The 15,920-nt window shown below is 61.0% G+C and carries 11 protein-coding genes; 2 read left to right on the forward strand and 9 right to left on the reverse strand.

The window, feature by feature from the left end:
* Positions 1-32 precede the first annotated feature (32 nt).
* The 8 genes from rpsA to DES49_RS04150 form a co-directional block, all read right to left on the reverse strand.
* A complete protein-coding gene (rpsA, locus tag DES49_RS04115; RefSeq protein ID WP_133735132.1) occupies positions 33-1,718 on the reverse strand; it encodes a 30S ribosomal protein S1 in 1,686 nt (561 codons plus the stop codon).
* A 132-nt stretch (positions 1,719-1,850) separates the two neighbouring features.
* Positions 1,851-2,534 (reverse strand): (d)CMP kinase, encoded by a 684-nt coding sequence (cmk, locus tag DES49_RS04120; RefSeq protein WP_133735133.1) that lies wholly within the window; start codon positions 2,532-2,534, stop codon positions 1,851-1,853.
* Positions 2,531-4,762 (reverse strand): bifunctional prephenate dehydrogenase/3-phosphoshikimate 1-carboxyvinyltransferase, encoded by a 2,232-nt coding sequence (locus DES49_RS04125; RefSeq protein WP_133735134.1) that lies wholly within the window; start codon positions 4,760-4,762, stop codon positions 2,531-2,533. The genes cmk and DES49_RS04125 overlap by 4 nt, the downstream gene beginning before the upstream one ends.
* Positions 4,762-5,868 carry a histidinol-phosphate transaminase gene (gene hisC, locus DES49_RS04130; RefSeq protein WP_133735135.1) on the reverse strand — a complete coding sequence of 369 codons (1,107 nt, stop codon included), beginning with the start codon at positions 5,866-5,868 and terminating at the stop codon, positions 4,762-4,764. Before hisC ends, DES49_RS04125 begins: the two co-directional genes overlap by 1 nt.
* Before the next feature lies 1 nt (position 5,869).
* Complete coding sequence (pheA, locus tag DES49_RS04135; protein WP_133735136.1) at positions 5,870-6,967, reverse strand: prephenate dehydratase; 1,098 nt, start codon at positions 6,965-6,967, stop codon at positions 5,870-5,872.
* 2 nt (positions 6,968-6,969) lie between these two features.
* A complete protein-coding gene (gene serC / locus DES49_RS04140; RefSeq protein ID WP_133735137.1) occupies positions 6,970-8,052 on the reverse strand; it encodes a 3-phosphoserine/phosphohydroxythreonine transaminase in 1,083 nt (360 codons plus the stop codon).
* A gap of 3 nt (positions 8,053-8,055) precedes the next feature.
* Complete coding sequence (gene gyrA / locus DES49_RS04145; protein ID WP_133735138.1) at positions 8,056-10,623, reverse strand: DNA gyrase subunit A; 2,568 nt, start codon at positions 10,621-10,623, stop codon at positions 8,056-8,058.
* A gap of 160 nt (positions 10,624-10,783) precedes the next feature.
* Positions 10,784-11,128, reverse strand: coding sequence for a 4a-hydroxytetrahydrobiopterin dehydratase (locus tag DES49_RS04150; protein WP_133735139.1), 345 nt, complete (start codon positions 11,126-11,128; stop codon positions 10,784-10,786).
* A gap of 239 nt (positions 11,129-11,367) precedes the next feature.
* Between DES49_RS04150 and DES49_RS04155 the strand changes: the two genes are divergently transcribed.
* Complete coding sequence (locus DES49_RS04155) at positions 11,368-14,457, forward strand: hypothetical protein (protein ID WP_133735140.1); 3,090 nt, start codon at positions 11,368-11,370, stop codon at positions 14,455-14,457.
* 150 nt (positions 14,458-14,607) lie between these two features.
* On the forward strand, positions 14,608-15,069 hold the full coding sequence (locus DES49_RS04160) for a host attachment protein (protein ID WP_166645980.1): 462 nt from the start codon (positions 14,608-14,610) through the stop codon (positions 15,067-15,069).
* Positions 15,070-15,072: 3 nt separating this feature from the next.
* On the opposite strand, the gene DES49_RS04165 is transcribed toward DES49_RS04160, so the two are convergent.
* Entirely contained in the window at positions 15,073-15,816 is a 744-nt protein-coding gene (locus DES49_RS04165; protein WP_166645981.1) for a substrate-binding periplasmic protein, read from the reverse strand.
* Between the last annotated feature and the right edge of the window lie 104 nt (positions 15,817-15,920).

The following is a 15,920-nucleotide window of genomic DNA, read 5'->3' on the forward strand; positions in this document are numbered from 1 at the left end:
CCCGTTTTTTTCGACCCTTGTGGAAACAGACTTCAGCTGTTGTCGTTCTGCTGCATCTGTTCCTTGATCAGGTCACCGATCGTGGTCGCCGTGCTGGAGCTGTCCGCCTTCTCGCGCACATCCCGCATGGCTTCCTTGTCGTCTTCCACATCCTTGGACTTGACCGACAGGTTGATCACGCGGCTCTTGCGGTCGATGCTGATGATCTTGGCTTCAACCTCATCACCTTCCTGCAGGACGTTGCGCGCGTCTTCCACCTTGTCGTTGCTGATCTCGGAGGCCTTCAGCGTAGCTTCAACCTCGTCGCTCAGGGTCACGGTGGCGCCCTTGGCGTCAACGCTGCTGACCGTACCGGTCACGATGCTGCCGCGATCGTTGACCTGGGTGAACTCCGCAAAGGGATCGCTCTCGAGCTGCTTGATGCCCAGGGAGATGCGCTCACGCTCCGGATCGACAGAGAGAATGACGGTTTCAACCTCATCACCCTTCTTGTACTTGCGCACTGCCTCTTCGCCGGTCTCGTGCCAGCTGATGTCGGACAGGTGAACCAGGCCGTCGATGCCGCCTTCAAGGCCGATGAAGATACCGAAGTCCGTGATGGACTTGATCTTGCCGGTGATCCGGTCGCCCTTGTTGTAGTTGCTGGAGAACTCTTCCCAGGGATTCTGCTGGCACTGCTTGATGCCGAGGGAGATACGACGGCGTTCCTCGTCGATATCCAGGATCATGACCTCGATCTCGTCGCCAACATCAACCACCTTGGAGGGATGGATGTTCTTGTTGGTCCAGTCCATCTCGGAGACGTGTACCAGACCTTCAACACCCTCTTCCAGCTCGGCGAAGCAGCCATAGTCGGTGAGGTTGGTAACCTTGGCCGGCACCTTGATGTTCTCGGGGTAACGCTGCTTGATGTTGATCCACGGATCCTCACCCAGCTGCTTGAGACCCAGGGACACACGGTTGCGTTCGCGATCGAACTTCAGGACCTTCACGTTGATCTCGTCGCCAACGTTCACGATCTCGCTCGGATGCTTGATGCGCTTCCAGGCCATGTCCGTGATGTGCAGCAGGCCGTCAACGCCGCCCAGATCGACGAAGGCACCGTAGTCGGTCAGGTTCTTGACGATACCCTTGATTTCCATGCCTTCGGTCAGGGTTTCAAGCAGCTGCTCGCGCTCGGCGCTGTTCTCGGCTTCGAGCACGGCACGACGGGAAACCACAACGTTGTTGCGCTTGGCGTCGAGCTTGATGACCTTGAAGTCCAGCTCTTTGTTCTCGAGGTGCGCTGTGTCGCGCACCGGGCGAACGTCGACCAGTGAGCCCGGCAGGAAGGCCCGGATGCCTTTCAGATCGACGGTGAAACCGCCCTTGACCTTGCCATTGATCACGCCCTTGACCACGTCTTCCGCCTCGAAGGCCTTCTCCAGCTCCTTCCAGGCTTCAGCGCGCTTCGCTTTCTCGCGGGAGAGGCGGGTTGCACCGAAACCGTCTTCGACGGCCTCCAGCGCCACGTCGACCTCGTCTCCTATCGCAACTTCCAGCTCACCGTTTTCATTGTAGAACTGGGAAGTGGGAATGACGCCTTCGGATTTCAGGCCCGCGTTGACAGTGACCCAGTCGCTGTCAACGTCCACAACCGTGCCCTTGACGATGGACCCCGGCTGCATATCAATGTCTTGCAGGCTCTCTTCAAAAAGTTCAGCAAAGCTTTCGCTCATTGTGTGTCCTATGTGATCAATGCCATCCCCCCCGGATCCAGCCCTCCGGGGTCTGTTCGTTAATAGCACGCCCGCTGCCATGCTGGTTCTGCCACAGCGGCCATGCACTCATTCAATAACAAAAAGGCGCTGTCAGGTACGGCCCGTTACTGCCAGGACCTGATCCAGCACCTCTTCGATCGACAATCCGGTTGTATCGACAACCCGCGCGTCCTCCGCCGGCTTGAGCGGCGCCGTGGAACGGTTTATATCCCGTTCGTCCCGCGCTTCTATGTCTTTTACAAGGTCGGGGAGTTTAACACTCTGCCCCTGCTCCAGCAACTGCTGGTAGCGGCGCCAGGCCCGCTCCTCTGCGGACGCCGTGAGGAAGATTTTGTACTCCGCATCCGGGAAGACAACCGTCCCCATATCCCGGCCGTCGGCCACCAGTCCCGGGGGCTGGCAGAAATCACGCTGGCGCTGCAGAAGCGCGTCGCGCACGGCCGGCATGGCCGCTACCCGCGAGGCCTTGTCGCCACAGGCTTCTGTGCGGATCTCGCGGGTGACTTCCTCGTCGTCCAGAAAGACCCGCACCGGCTCATCCTCCGGCGTGGGCTCAAAATGAACGGCCAGTTCGCCGGCAATGCGCGCCAGTTGGGCTTCATCGTCAAAATCCGCGTCCTGTTTCATTGCCGAAAGTGCGGTAAGCCGGTACAGGGCGCCGCTGTCGAGCAGGTGCCACCCCAGCCGGCGTGCCAGAAGCTGGGTGATGGTGCCTTTGCCCGCGCCGCCCGGGCCATCCACGGTAATAACGGGTGCCTCTGAAACCTGGTTCATGCCGTCTCCCCTGAAACCTGAATACTCAGCCCCACCTGGTTTGCCAGTTCCACAAAGCCCGGGAAGGACGTGGCAACATTCGCACAGTCGTCAATATCGATGGGCCCCGAGGCCCGCAGCGCGGCAACCGCGAAGGCCATGGCAATGCGGTGATCGCCGTGGCTGTCCACCCGGCCGCCCCCGTAGGGGCCACCCTCGATCACGATCCCATCGTCGCGCACCTCATGGGTCACCCCGAGCGTTCCCAAGCCGTCGGCCATGACCTGGATGCGGTCGCTCTCCTTCACGCGCAGCTCGGCCGCGCCCGTCAGTTCAGTGCGACCGCTTGCGTTGGCGGCCGCAATGAAGATGGCCGGGAACTCGTCGATGGCCAGCGGCACCTGGTCTTCCGGAATCCGGATCCCGCTCAGCGGCGCATAGCGGATCCGCAGATCGGCAACGGGTTCGCCGCCGGCTTCCCGTTCATCGTGGAGGCTGATGTCCGCGCCCATCTGGCGCAGTATGTTGATCACCCCGATGCGCGTGGGGTTAACGCCAACATGGCGCAACCACAGGTCCGAACCCTCGGTAATGGCGGCCGCCACGATAAAGAAGGTGGCCGACGAGATATCCGCCGGCACATCAATGGGCATGGCCGTCAGGGAACCGCCGCCCCGGAGCCGGGCCTTTGCTCCTTCCCGCGCTACCGGATAGCCAAAGCCGTTGAGCATGCGCTCCGTGTGATCACGGGTTGGCGCGGGTTCCGTAATGATGGTCTCGCCCTCCGCATAGAGCCCCGCCAGCAGCAGGCAGGACTTCACCTGGGCACTGGCCACCGGCAGTTCGTAATCAATGCCCTTCAGGCGTTGGTTGCCGGTAATCCGAAGCGGCGGACGCCCACCCTCGGCCGTATCGATGCGCGCGCCCATGGTGCGCAGGGGTGTGGCCACCCGCTCCATGGGGCGGCGGGTCAGGCTCTCGTCGCCGGTCAGCTCGGCATCGAAGGACTGCGCGGCCATCAGGCCCGCGAACAGGCGCATGGCGGTACCGGAATTGCCCAGGTAAAGCGGGCCATGAGGCTGCTGCAGGCCATGCAGGCCAACCCCGTGAATCCGCACGAAGCCCCGTTCCGGCCCTTCAATGGTCACGCCCATGTCGCGGAAGGCCTGGAGCGTGGCCAGGCTGTCCTCGCCCTCAAGAAAGCCCTCCACCTCTGTAATGCCATCAGCCAGGGCTCCGAGCATAATGGCGCGGTGGGACATGGACTTGTCGCCGGGCACCCGGATGTCACCCCGGACCGGACCGCCGGCAATGGCGCGGTAGCGTACCGATTCGTTGTTCATGGTCGTGAGATAGGCCTCGCCTGAAAGCATGCGGGAAAAATGGTCACGCGCCGCCTTGGCGCGGGTAAAGACCTGGAGCAGCCGGCGCCCGTCGCCGCTTTCAATGGCGCCTCGGAGCTGGTCCAGGTCCTGGGAGAAATGGGTCAGCACTTCCAGCACCGCGTCGCGGTTGGACAGGAAGATGTCCCGCCACATCACGGGGTCGCTTGCGGCGATGCGGGTGAAGTCGCGGAAACCGCCGGCGGCATAGCGGAAGATGTCCTGGTTGTCCTCCTCGCCGGCGAGCGTATCCACCAGGGAAAAGGCAATCAGGTGAGGAAGGTGGCTGGTCGCGGCCAGCACTTCATCATGGCGCGCCACCGGCATGGTCAGGACCTCGGCCCCGCAGGCGGACCAGAAGGCGGCCAGGATCGAAAGTGCCGTTGAGTCCGTCGAGTCCGAGGGAGTCAGGATAACCTTGTGACGCTCAAACAGGGAGGCGGAAGCGGCGCCTACCCCGTTCTTCTCGGAGCCGGCAATGGGGTGCCCCGGCACCACGTTCGCGGGAAGATGCCCGAAAGCATGTTCCACATCAGCGACGAAGCGCCCCTTAACACTGCCCACGTCGGTCAGGATCGCCGTCTCCGGAAGTGTCCCGCGGATACGTTCCAGAACCTCGGCGTTCGCCTGGACCGGAACGGCCATCACTACCAGATCAGCGCCGGCAACGGCTTGAGCGGGGTCCGGCTCCACCTCGTCGATAATCCCCAGCGCCAGCCCCTCATCCAGGGACTGCTGACGCTCGTCACAGCCGACAACGGTGGCGGCGAGAGCGTTCTGGCGCGCGGCAAGGGCCAGGGAGCCGCCAATCAGGCCCAGGCCGATCACCACCAGCCTCCGGAAATGCGGCGCATCCCCGCCCGCCATCAGGACAGCACCTTTTCCATGGCATCCAGGCAACGCCGGTTCTCCGATTCCAGCCCCACCGACACACGCAGGTGACGCGGCATGCCATAGGCCCCGATGGGCCGCACGATAACGCCCTCGCGCATCAGGGCGTTGTGAACCTCGTTGGCATCACGCCCGGTATCCACGGCAACGAAATTGGCCACGGAAGGAACCACGTCCAGACCCAGGCGCCCGAAACCGTCGCGAAGCTGCTCCAGCCCGGCCCGGTTCACCTCGATGGCCCGCTCAAGATAGGCATGGTCATCCAGCACCGCCGTGGCGGCCGCCTGGGCCAGGACGCCGGTATTGAAGGGCTGGCGCACGCGGTTGATGACGTCCGCAATCTCCGGGCTGGAGATACCATAGCCCACCCGCAGGCCGGACAGGCCCCAGGCCTTGGAGAAGGTGCGCGAGACGATGAGATTGGGGAACTCGGACAGCCACTGGACGCCATCGGCGTATTCCGGGCCCTGCAGGTACTCGCAGTAGGCCTCGTCCAGCACCACGATGACGTTCTCCGGAATCCGCTTCAGGAAGCGGTACACGCCTTCCTTTTCCACCACGGTTCCGGTGGGGTTGTTCGGGTTGGCCACGAACACCACCCGGGTGCGCTCGGTCACGGCATCCGCCATGGCGTAGAGGTCATGCCCCCAGTCCACCGCCGGCACCTGGACGCCGGTGGCGCCGATGGCCTGGGTCACGATGGGATAGATGGCAAAGGCGTGCTCGGAATAGACCACTTCCGTGCCTGGCTCCGCAAAGGCGCGGGCCACGATTTCCAGCACATCATTGGAGCCGTTGCCGAGTGTCAGGCAGTCGCTGCCAACACCAAGGCGTTCCGCCAGCTTCTGCTTCAGGTGGAAACCGTTGCCGTCCGGATACCGGGTTACCTCGGGGAAGGCCTCCCGGATGGCGGCAAGGGCCTGCTCGCTGGGCCCCAGCGGGTTCTCGTTACTGGCCAGCTTGATGATATTGGCCGGATCCAGCCCGATCTCCCGGGCCACTTCCTCAATGGGCTTGCCGGGCTGGTAGGGGCTCAGACCCTGGACGCCCCGGGCAGCAAGCGCCTCGTAATCACAGCTCATGTCACAGCACCCCCATCGGGTAGGACCCGAGATGCTTCATTTCCACGCACTGGGCCTCCACCTCGCCGAGCACCGCCTGTATGGCCTGCTCATCACGGTGGCCCCGGAAATCGATGTAGAAGACGTAGGCCCAGGTCTCGTTGGGCGAGGGCCGGGTCTCGATGCGGGTCAGGTCGATGCCGTGGCGCTGGAAGGGCTCCAGCAGCCCGTAAAGGGCACCCGGGTTGTTACGCATGGAGACAAGGATGGAAGTCTTGTCCTCACCGCTGACCGGCACCTCTTCCGTGCCCACAATAAGGAAGCGCGTGGTGTTGTCCGGCCGGTCCTCGATGTTGGCATGGCGGATTTCCAGCCCGTAGAGGGACGCCGCCATATCACCGGCGATGGCCGCCGCGCCCTCCTCCAGGCTCGCCAGCCGCGCCGCCTCGGCGTTGCTGCTCACCGTGATCCGTTCCAGCATCGGCCAGTGGCTGTCCAGCCACTTGCGGCATTGGGCAAAGGACTGCTGGTGGGAATAGACGCGGGTAATGCTGGCAGCATCCGCCTCCGGCGAGACCAGAAGATGGTGATGGATGCGCAGCTGTACCTCGCCACAGATCTTCAGCGGCGAGCTCATGAACATGTCCAGGGTATGGTTGATCATGCCCTCGGTGGAGTTCTCCACCGGCACCACGCCGTATTCCGCGTTCCCGGAAGCCACTTCCCGGAAGACGTCATCAATGGCCGCCAGGGGTGTGCTCAGCACGGAGTGGCCGAAGTGCTTCAGCGCCGCCGCCTGGGTGAAGGTCCCCTCGGGCCCCAGGAAGGCAATGGTCATGGGCTTTTCCAGGGCCAGGCAGGCGGACATCACCTCCCGGAACAGACGCGCCATTTCCTCGTCCGCCAGCGGGCCCGGATTGCGCTCCTTGATCCGCCTCAGAACGCGGGCTTCGCGTTCCGGGCGGTAGAAGGCCACGGCTTCATCCGGGTTGGCCTGCTGCTTCACCTCCGCCACCGTGCGCGCGCACTCGGCACGCTCGCTGATCAGTCGCAGCAGCTCGTCATCAATGGTATCGATGCGCTCGCGGAGTTCACCCAGGCGCGTCTCTTCATCACTCATGATCAGCCTTTTTCTTTTTCAAATCCGGCCATGTAATCAATCAGTGCATCCACGCCCTCTTCCGGCATGGCGTTATAGATGCTCGCACGCATACCACCCACGGAGCGGTGCCCCTTGAGGTTCAGCAGGCCGCGCGCCTCCGCGCCTTCCAGGAAGGCCGCGTTCAGGCTGTCATCGGCCAGGGTAAAGGGCACGTTCATCAACGAGCGGTTCTCCGGGTTAACCGGATTCGCGTAGAACGCGCTCTCATCAATGAAGGAATAGAGCTTGCTGGCCTTGCGACGATTGCGCTCGGCCATGGCCTCCAGCCCGCCCTGGCGCTTGAGCCACTGGAAGACCAGTCCGGCCAGGTACCAGGCATAGGTGGGCGGCGTGTTGTACATGGAGTCCGCCTTGTCCGCCACCGCATAGTCCATCATCACGGGCGTGCCCTCGCGGGCGTTGCCGATCAGGTCACGGCGCACGATCACCAGCGTCAGGCCGGCGGGGCCGATATTCTTCTGGGCACCGGCGTAGATCATCCCGAAACGCGAGACATCCACGGGCTCGGAGAGGATGGCGGAGGACCAGTCGGCCACCAGCGGCACATTGCCCGCCTCCGGGAAGCGATTGTAGGCCAGCCCGCCGATGGTCTCGTTGGGCGTGATGTGCAGGTAGCGCGCGTTGTCCCGGGTCTGCCACTGGGACGGATCCGGCACATGGGCGTAACCATCCGCTTCCGAGCTGGCCACTTCCTTTACATCCGCCATCCGGGCGGCTTCGGCAATGGCCTTGCGGGACCAGACGCCGGTGTTGACGTAGTCCACCGGGTCATTGGGGCCGGCCAGGTTCAACGGCAGCGCCGAGAACTGGCTGCTGGCGCCGCCCTGCAGGAAGAGCACGGCGTAGTCATCGGGAATGTTCATGAGCTCGCGCAGGTCCTTCTCGGCCTGCTCGGCGATGCCCATGAAGGCCTCGCCCCGGTGGCTCATTTCCATCACCGACAGGCCGCGGCCCTGCCAGTCCAGCATCTCGTCGCGCGCCTGTTCCAGAACCTCGGCCGGCAATGCGGCCGGCCCGGCGCAGAAGTTATAGGCTCGTGTCATGGGTTAGTCCTGTTCCACTTCGTCATCGTCATCATCGTTGCCGCTGTCCTCGATCCGCTGGATGCCGACAAGCTTCTCGTCGTCACCCGTCATGCGGATGAGGCGAACACCCTGGGTATTACGCCCGGTCACCGAGACATCCTCGATGCCGGTCCGCACCAGCGTGCCCTGGTCGGTAATCAGCATGATCTCATCGCCCTCGAACACCTGCAGCGCACAGACCAGGTCACCGTTACGGTCGGAGCGCTGCATGGCGATCACACCCTGGCTGCCCCGGCTGTAGGCCGGGAACTCGTCCACGCGGGTGCGCTTGCCGTAGCCGTGCTCGCTGGCCGTGAGGATATAGCCCTCCGGATGCGGCTGGATCAGCGAGACCACCTGCTGGCCCGGTTTCAGGCGGATGCCGCGCACGCCCCGGGCCGTCCGGCCCATGGAGCGGACCTGGTCCTCGGTGAAGCGCACGGCCTTGCCGGAGGTCGCCAGCATCATGATCTCGGTACTGCCGTCGGTAATCGCCGCCCCGATGAGGTGGTCGCCTTCATCGAGGTTGGTGGCGATCAGGCCGGCGGAGCGTGGCCGCGAGAAGTTCTCCAGCGGCGTCTTCTTCACGGTGCCGCTGGCGGTGGCCATGAACACATAGTGGCCTTCCGTGTACTCGCGCACGGGCAGGAAGGTGGAGATGCGCTCGTCCTCGTCCAGCGGCAGGATATTGACCATGGGCCGGCCGCGCGAGGTCCGGCTGCCCTGGGGAATCTCGAAGACCCGCAGCCAGTAGACCTTGCCCTTGTCCGTGAAGCACAGGATGGTGTCGTGGGAGTTCGCCACCAGGATCTTCTCGATGAAGTCCTCATCCTTCATGGCGGTGGCGGACTTGCCACGGCCGCCACGGCGCTGGGCCCGGTAGTCCTCCAGCGGCTGCGTCTTGGCGTAGCCACTGTGGGAAATGGTCACGACCAGGTCTTCCTCGTCGATCAGGTCCGCCGTGGTCAGGTCCTGGCGTGAGCTGACGATCTCCGTGCGGCGCGGATCGCTGTATTCCTCGCGGATCTTCTCCAGCTCCTCGCGGATCACGCTCATCAGCCGGTCCGGATCGCTCAGGATCTCGATCAGCCCCTCGATCTTACCCAGGATTTCCTTGTACTCGCTGAAGAGCTTCTCCTGCTCCATGCCGGTCAGGCGGTGCAGGCGCAGATCCAGAATGGCCTGGGCCTGCTCCGGCGAGAGCCAGTACTTCCCTTCCCGCAGGCCGTAGCCCTCGGGCAGATCATCGGGGCGGCAGGCATCGGGGCCCGCGCGTTCGAGCATCTCGTTCACCTGGCCCGGGCGCCAGCCGTTAGCCAGCAGCTTTTCCTTGGCTTCCGCCGCGGCAGGAGACGACTTGATCAGCTCGATGACCTCGTCGATGTTCGCCAGCGCTACGGAGAGGCCTTCCAGGATATGGCCCCGTTCCCGCGCCTTGCGCAGCTCATAGATAGTGCGGCGAGTGACCACCTCGCGCCGGTGCAGCAGGAAGCGCTCAAGCATCTGCTTGAGGTTCAGGGTGCGCGGCTCGCCATCAACCAGCGCCACGGCGTTAATGCCGAAGACGTTCTCGAGCTGGGTGTGCTTGAAGAGGTTGTTGACGATCACTTCCGGATTCTCGCCCTTGCGGACTTCCATCACGATCCGGATGCCTTCCTTGTTGGACTCGTCGCGCAGCTCGGAAATGCCCTCGATGCGCTTTTCCTTGACCAGCTCGGCCACCTTCTCGATCAGCCGCGCCTTGTTCACCTGGTACGGCAGCTCGTTGAAGACGATGACGTCCTTGCCGGTCTTCTTGTCATGTTCAATGTCGTGGCGGGCGCGCACATAGATGCGGCCACGACCCGTGCGATAGGCCTCCACAATGCCCGCGCGGCCGCTGATCAGCCCTTCGGTGGGGAAGTCCGGCCCCGGGATGTACTCCATGAGGTCATCCACGGTCAGCTCGTCATTCTCGATCAGCGCCAGGCAGGCGTTGATGACCTCGCCGATATTATGGGGCGGGATGTTGGTGGCCATGCCCACCGCGATGCCGGAGGCGCCGTTGACCAGGAGGTTCGGCACCCGCGTGGGCAGTACTTCCGGGATCTGCTCCGTGCCGTCGTAGTTGGGCACGTAATCGACGGTTTCCTTGTCCAGGTCCGCCAGCAGCTCGTGCGCCAGCTTGCGCATGCGCACCTCGGTGTACCGCATCGCGGCCGCGTTATCGCCGTCGATGGAACCGAAGTTGCCCTGGCCGTCAACCAGGGTGTAGCGCAGGGAGAAAGGCTGCGCCATGCGCACAATGGTGTCGTAAACGGCGGCGTCACCGTGCGGGTGGTATTTACCGATGACATCACCCACCACACGGGCGGACTTCTTGTAGGGCTTGTTGTAGTCGTTGCCCAGCTCATCCATTGCGAAGAGCACCCGGCGGTGCACCGGCTTGAGCCCGTCCCGAACGTCCGGGAGGGCCCGGCCCACGATGACGCTCATGGCGTAATCGAGGTAGGACTGCTTCAGCTCTTCTTCAATGTTGACCGGCAGGATTTCTCTGGCTAGCTCTCCCATCGGGAAGTAATCCTTTCTGTGTACTGGCGGTTATGGCTGTTGTGGTCCGGCGATCAAGCGCAGCCCGGGCCGGGCGCGCTAAAGCCCGCCATAATATCACAGAAAAGAGGGATCGTGCGGGTGCGGTTGACCCCTGAACAACCCGCACCCGGGTGGCGGGTTACTGCTGCGCGTACAGCTCGTCCGTGCGCGCCGCCATCACGAAATCGTTGCGGTGCAGACCGCCGATCTTGTGCGTCCACCAGACCACCGTCACCTTGCCGTACTCGGTGACCAGCATCGGGTGATGGTCCTCCTGCTCGGCCAACTCGCCCACCTGGTTGGTGAACGCCAGCGCCTGGGCAAAATTCCTGAATTTGAAGGTGCGCTCCAGCTGCTCTTCCCCATTGCGGGTCACCATGCGCCACTCCGGCACATCGGCGCCGAGGCTGCGCTTTTCCTCCTCCGTGGCCAGGGGTGAATCCTTGCTGCAGGCTTCACAGGCCTCATTCTTCAGCTCGCTCATAATACCCACTCCATTGATCGCTTAATGGTTTTGTCCTCGCCCCATAATCACGCCCTGAACCCGGACAGTAAAGCCTCCAAATTAACGGTTCGTCATCCTCGACAAAGCATCGGCGACGGACTACCTTTTCAATTAAGCACCGTAAACTCGGCCGGACCAACCGGTCTCATCAGTTGGGTTGATCGGAGCGCCAGCGCCGACTCGAGATACGACAAGAAAAAGGAAGGAAGGTCCTACCTATGTACAAAAAAACATTATTGAGCCTTGCCGTGGCATCGTCCGTGGCTCTGACGGGCTGCTTTGAAGATGCGAATGACAATACCAATGCGGGTTCCCGGGCCAAGATCCAGGACTCGCAGTTCGAGGGTAAGACATACCCGGTCTTCAATCCGGTAACCAGCGAGCTTCCTGTCCCGAACGATCTTATTTTTGACTCGGAAGCGGGCGACGGCTCATTCGACGTCAGCATCCCGCCCGGCGAGGAAGACAACCCGGTGCTGAATGCCCTGAACAACCTGAGTGGCGCCTCAACAGTCGCGCCAGCGGTTCTCCGGTTTAACGGCAAGATTGATGCGAGCACGGTCAATTCCCAGTCGTTCATCCTCGACCCGGAAGGTAATCCGATTCCGAACCCGAACCAGAACGTCTTCCTTCTCGAGACGGAGTACCCCAGCGAAGAACCGGTACGGGCACTGAGCGCGCAGGAACCGCCTACGTTGCCAGTGGCGCTGACGGCCCAGCTGGCTGGAGGGGCGACCCTGACCGCAGCTCAAAAGCAAGCCGTGGCTGATCTGATCGGTACCGACGCCACCCCAGGCAACGCTGGCACTTATCTGGGCAAAATCGCGACCAATCCACGCTTTGACCATGACGTAGTGGAGCTGGACGGCACCTCCGCCCTCCGGATACGCCCAAATCAGCCACTGGATCCGCTAAAACGCTATGTGGTAGTCGTCACGAACGAGGTGAAGGACGTCAATGGCGACCCCATTTCCGCTTCGCCCACCTACTCCAAGCTGACGGAAGACGACGGGGATCCACTCGGAGGGGCACTTGATACAGTTCGAGGCCTGATCAACAATTTCTGGGAAGCGACAGCTTCAAGCTATTTTGCCGTGAACAACGGTACCCGTGATGCTTTGGAGATGGATCCGATCAGCGCTGACGATATCGCGGTGAGTTACAGTTTTACGACCAGCGCTGATGAAGACATCCTCAGTTACCTCGCCCGGCCCGCTCTGTGGATTGGGGATCAGGTTGAACGGTCGGTAACCACAAGCGCCGCCTCTGCAGCGGTAGAAAGTGGCGCAAGCGATTTCTCCTCTGTGCGCGATGCGGTAAACACGGCTGTTACCGATTTTACGCCCAGCAAGAACTTTGATAACGATGGTCTGACTCCCTGTAATACCGATCAGGACGACGCCACTGACGGTTTCCAGACCAACCTTGGGTCTGGCACTGTTACCTTCGAAAGCAAATTCACTTGCGTCGGCACGCTGGTCAAATCAAACCTCAACTCCAATAACATCGAGTTTCCTGAACCGTCTGCGGTAACAGTTGATGTGGATAGCAAAGCAGCTAACGTTGACGCTGTAGAGCAATCGGTATTGCTTGATAACTTCGTCGACCCAACCGACATCTTGATTCACCACGGCTCTATTACGCTGCCCTATTACCTGAAAGCGCCCAGTTCTTCAGATGGCTCACCTATTCGCACCAGCGCGTGGACACCTGACGAGTCCCTTGCTAGCGCAATTGCAAGCGCCACAGGCTTCGATATTCCACAGGCAGACTCTGAGAAGAGCTCAGTACTGAACTACAACTTCCCATTCCCGGAAAAGCAGAAGGATATCGAAGTCCCACTGCTGACAATGACCAACGCTAACGTCGACGCAAGCACCCTTGAGAGCAGCGGCACAGACTATCCGGTGGTCATCTTTCAACATGGGATCACAACTGATCGTAGCGCCGCGCTCGCTTTCGGAAGTCAGCTGATCAATGCTTATGAAACGGCAACAGGTGGTGGTGATCTTGTGGTCATGGCCATTGACCAGCCGCTACACGGGATTGCGCCGGTTTCTACCGAAGAGCGTCTTGAACTGGCTGGAACGCTGCTTGCGAGTGCAGACCCCAGCTTCAACACTGAAGAGAACCGAACAGCGATTGTCGAAGGCGATACTCAAACGGTAGTAGATAATACTAATGGCAATCTCGATTCCGGTACGGTGAACGCCTTTATCGACACAAATACTCGTGCAGGCAGCACCATTGCAGGGATTGATCCGGTCTACGAACAAGCCGGGATCAATGGCGACGGTGTAACCGAACGTCATTTCGGGTATAGCGCTAACGAAGCTAATGCCCCGGCTGAGATGAATTTCGATGAATCTGCAGCTTTTGGCTCCTCCGGGTCACTGTTCATAAACCTGACCAATTTCCTGAACAACCGCGATAATCTGCGGCAGGGCTCGTTAGACATGATGAATCTTCGGGCTTCGCTATCCCAGCTTAATATTGATGAAAGCAACGTCTATTTTGTGGGCCACTCACTTGGCACCTTGAATGGCGGCGCTTTTGCTGGTTCTGTTGCACGCGCTGTTCAGCGAACCGATGCAAGCATCCAGTCCTCGTGGACGAATCTGGACTCCCTTGATGTCAGCGGCACCCACCTGATCACGCCGGTTGCTGGCATCACTCGGCTGCTGGAGAACTCGCCAAGTTTTGCCCCCACTATTCTTGGCGGGCTTCAGCAGGCGGCCGGCCTTAGCCAGGGTGATGCAGACCTGGAAACCTTCCTGAACGTTAACCAGAACACTTTGGATACGGTTGATCCGATCAACTTCGCATCAGACTTGAAATCAACCAACATCCTGCTTTCTCAGGTTAACGGCGATAGGACAACTCCTAATGGTGCGGATACCAGGTACAGCAGTAACGTTGAAATCTACGATACTGCTCCGCTGGAGATCACTTTCCCGAACGGGCTGAATGTGGATTCACCGGCAGCGCCTCTTAGCGGTTCAGAACCTTTTCAAACACTGCTAGGCGCCACCAATACTGGGACCGCTACAACCGCCACGCCGGCGATCACTCGATATACTAAAGGTCTCCACGCTACTCCGGTGTTCCCACGCGCGGAAACAGCTGAAGAGGGTGATGTTCTGAAGACCCGTGAAATCGCCCAAGGAGGTGAACCACTGGTCACCCAGGGGAATGCTAGTAGCTTCTTCGGGGAGCTGGTTTTCCAAACAGTTGACCTGATCGAATCAACTGCAACTCCAAAAGAAGTAACTGGCGGTGACCGGGATGGATCTGTAATCCAGAACTGATCTAATGTTGCTACCCAAGCCCCGGTCCGCCGGGGCTTTTTTATGTCTGCTCACCTGCCTCTTGCCCCACCCCCGCAGATCATCTATTGTCGAAGTTGGGGTCACTCTGATTTCCCCGCCATTTCAGTCACTTCGCAAAGGAGAGGCTTCATGAACAATCCGCACTTCACCATGCCCAAGGTCCGCATTCTGGTGGCTGATGCCAGCAAGGCGCGACTGTTCCGGGTGGACTCGCCCACGGGTGAGCTTATTGAACTGAGCTCCGATGTGAACCCGGAGGCGCGACTGCATGACAGCGACCTGACGACGGACAAACCCGGGCGAGCGGCGGATTCCAACTACAGTGGTCGCAGTGCCATGGAAGACCCCACGGATCCCAAGGAGGTTGAAGCCCAGAAGTTTGCCAGGGAACTTACCGACAAGCTGGAAAAGGCACGAAACAAGGGGGAGCTGGAAAAGCTCTATATCGCGGCGCCACCCAGGTTCCTGGGCGAGCTTCGCAAGCATTTCAAGCCGGAACTGAAGTCCCTGGTGGTCGAGGAAATCGGCAAGGACTTCTCACACATGGACGCGAAGAACCTCAGAAAGCACCTGCCTGAGCGTCTGAAATAGAACTTACTGGCTGCTGAAGGAGGTCACCACCTCGCCCTCCTCCTTCAGCTCTGCGTAGCTTGCCTCAAGGCGTTCAAGAATCTGCCTCGCATCGCCATCGACGTCGGACACCGTCCAGTAGGTATCCAGGGTCCTGAGAGGTTTATGCTGGAGGGTCGGGCTCCCCAATTCTGCCAGAGCCTCGCTGGCGGGGTGAACGTAATCCAGGAGGAAGTCCACCCGCTCGCCGATCAGCACGCGGTAGGCGGAATCCCGGGAGTTTACGGTCATCAGGCTGATGGCGGGGTTGGCTCGCAGTTTTTCAATGAGACCGCCATAGGCGTAGCCTCGAAGCACGCCGACACGTTTGTCGACAAAGTCCTCGAATGCACTGAATGGCTCGTCCCCCGGCCGCTGGTAGACGGCCAGAGTGATGGGGAGCAGCAGGCTGTCGCCGGCGACCATCCTATCGGACTGATCCGCGAAGGTGCGGATGCCCTGAAACACATCCACCTTGCCAGTGCGAAGTCCCCTTTCGAGCCTTGCCGGCGGCAGCTCAACGAATTCCAGCTTTTGCCCGGAATGTGAGGCGACCTCACGGGTTATCTCATTCAGGTACCCCACAGCTTTTCCGCGATCATCCGTATAGGTGAAAGGCGGGAAGTCGACGTACCCAACAACAAGTCTCTGTTCCCGCGGTTCTGCCCCGGACAGGAGGGGGACAGCCAGCAGAACCAGGCAGACCAGACGGAACAACGAATCCGACAACGGTTTCTCCCAGGTCTTTACTGCATGATGTAATACTGCTTGGGGCGATAAGCCCTTAATACGGTGGCGCTTTTCTGAATCCGGCTGATCCAGGCAGCGCAACA

This window comes from Halospina denitrificans (assembly GCF_004364635.1).
In the GTDB taxonomy this organism is placed as follows: domain Bacteria; phylum Pseudomonadota; class Gammaproteobacteria; order Pseudomonadales; family Oleiphilaceae; genus Halospina; species Halospina denitrificans.

Bases quoted from the DNA above. Each gene is read 5' to 3' on its own strand.
- rpsA (WP_133735132.1), bottom strand. From the start codon at position 1,718: ATGAGCGAAAGCTTTGCTGAACTTTTTGAAGAGAGCCTGCAAGACATT.
- cmk (WP_133735133.1), bottom strand. From the start codon at position 2,534: ATGAACCAGGTTTCAGAGGCACCCGTTATTACCGTGGATGGCCCGGGC.
- DES49_RS04125 (WP_133735134.1), bottom strand. From the start codon at position 4,762: ATGGCGGGCGGGGATGCGCCGCATTTCCGGAGGCTGGTGGTGATCGGC.
- hisC (WP_133735135.1), bottom strand. From the start codon at position 5,868: ATGAGCTGTGATTACGAGGCGCTTGCTGCCCGGGGCGTCCAGGGTCTG.
- pheA (WP_133735136.1), bottom strand. From the start codon at position 6,967: ATGAGTGATGAAGAGACGCGCCTGGGTGAACTCCGCGAGCGCATCGAT.
- serC (WP_133735137.1), bottom strand. From the start codon at position 8,052: ATGACACGAGCCTATAACTTCTGCGCCGGGCCGGCCGCATTGCCGGCC.
- gyrA (WP_133735138.1), bottom strand. From the start codon at position 10,623: ATGGGAGAGCTAGCCAGAGAAATCCTGCCGGTCAACATTGAAGAAGAG.
- DES49_RS04150 (WP_133735139.1), bottom strand. From the start codon at position 11,128: ATGAGCGAGCTGAAGAATGAGGCCTGTGAAGCCTGCAGCAAGGATTCA.
- DES49_RS04155 (WP_133735140.1), top strand. From the start codon at position 11,368: ATGTACAAAAAAACATTATTGAGCCTTGCCGTGGCATCGTCCGTGGCT.
- DES49_RS04160 (WP_166645980.1), top strand. From the start codon at position 14,608: ATGAACAATCCGCACTTCACCATGCCCAAGGTCCGCATTCTGGTGGCT.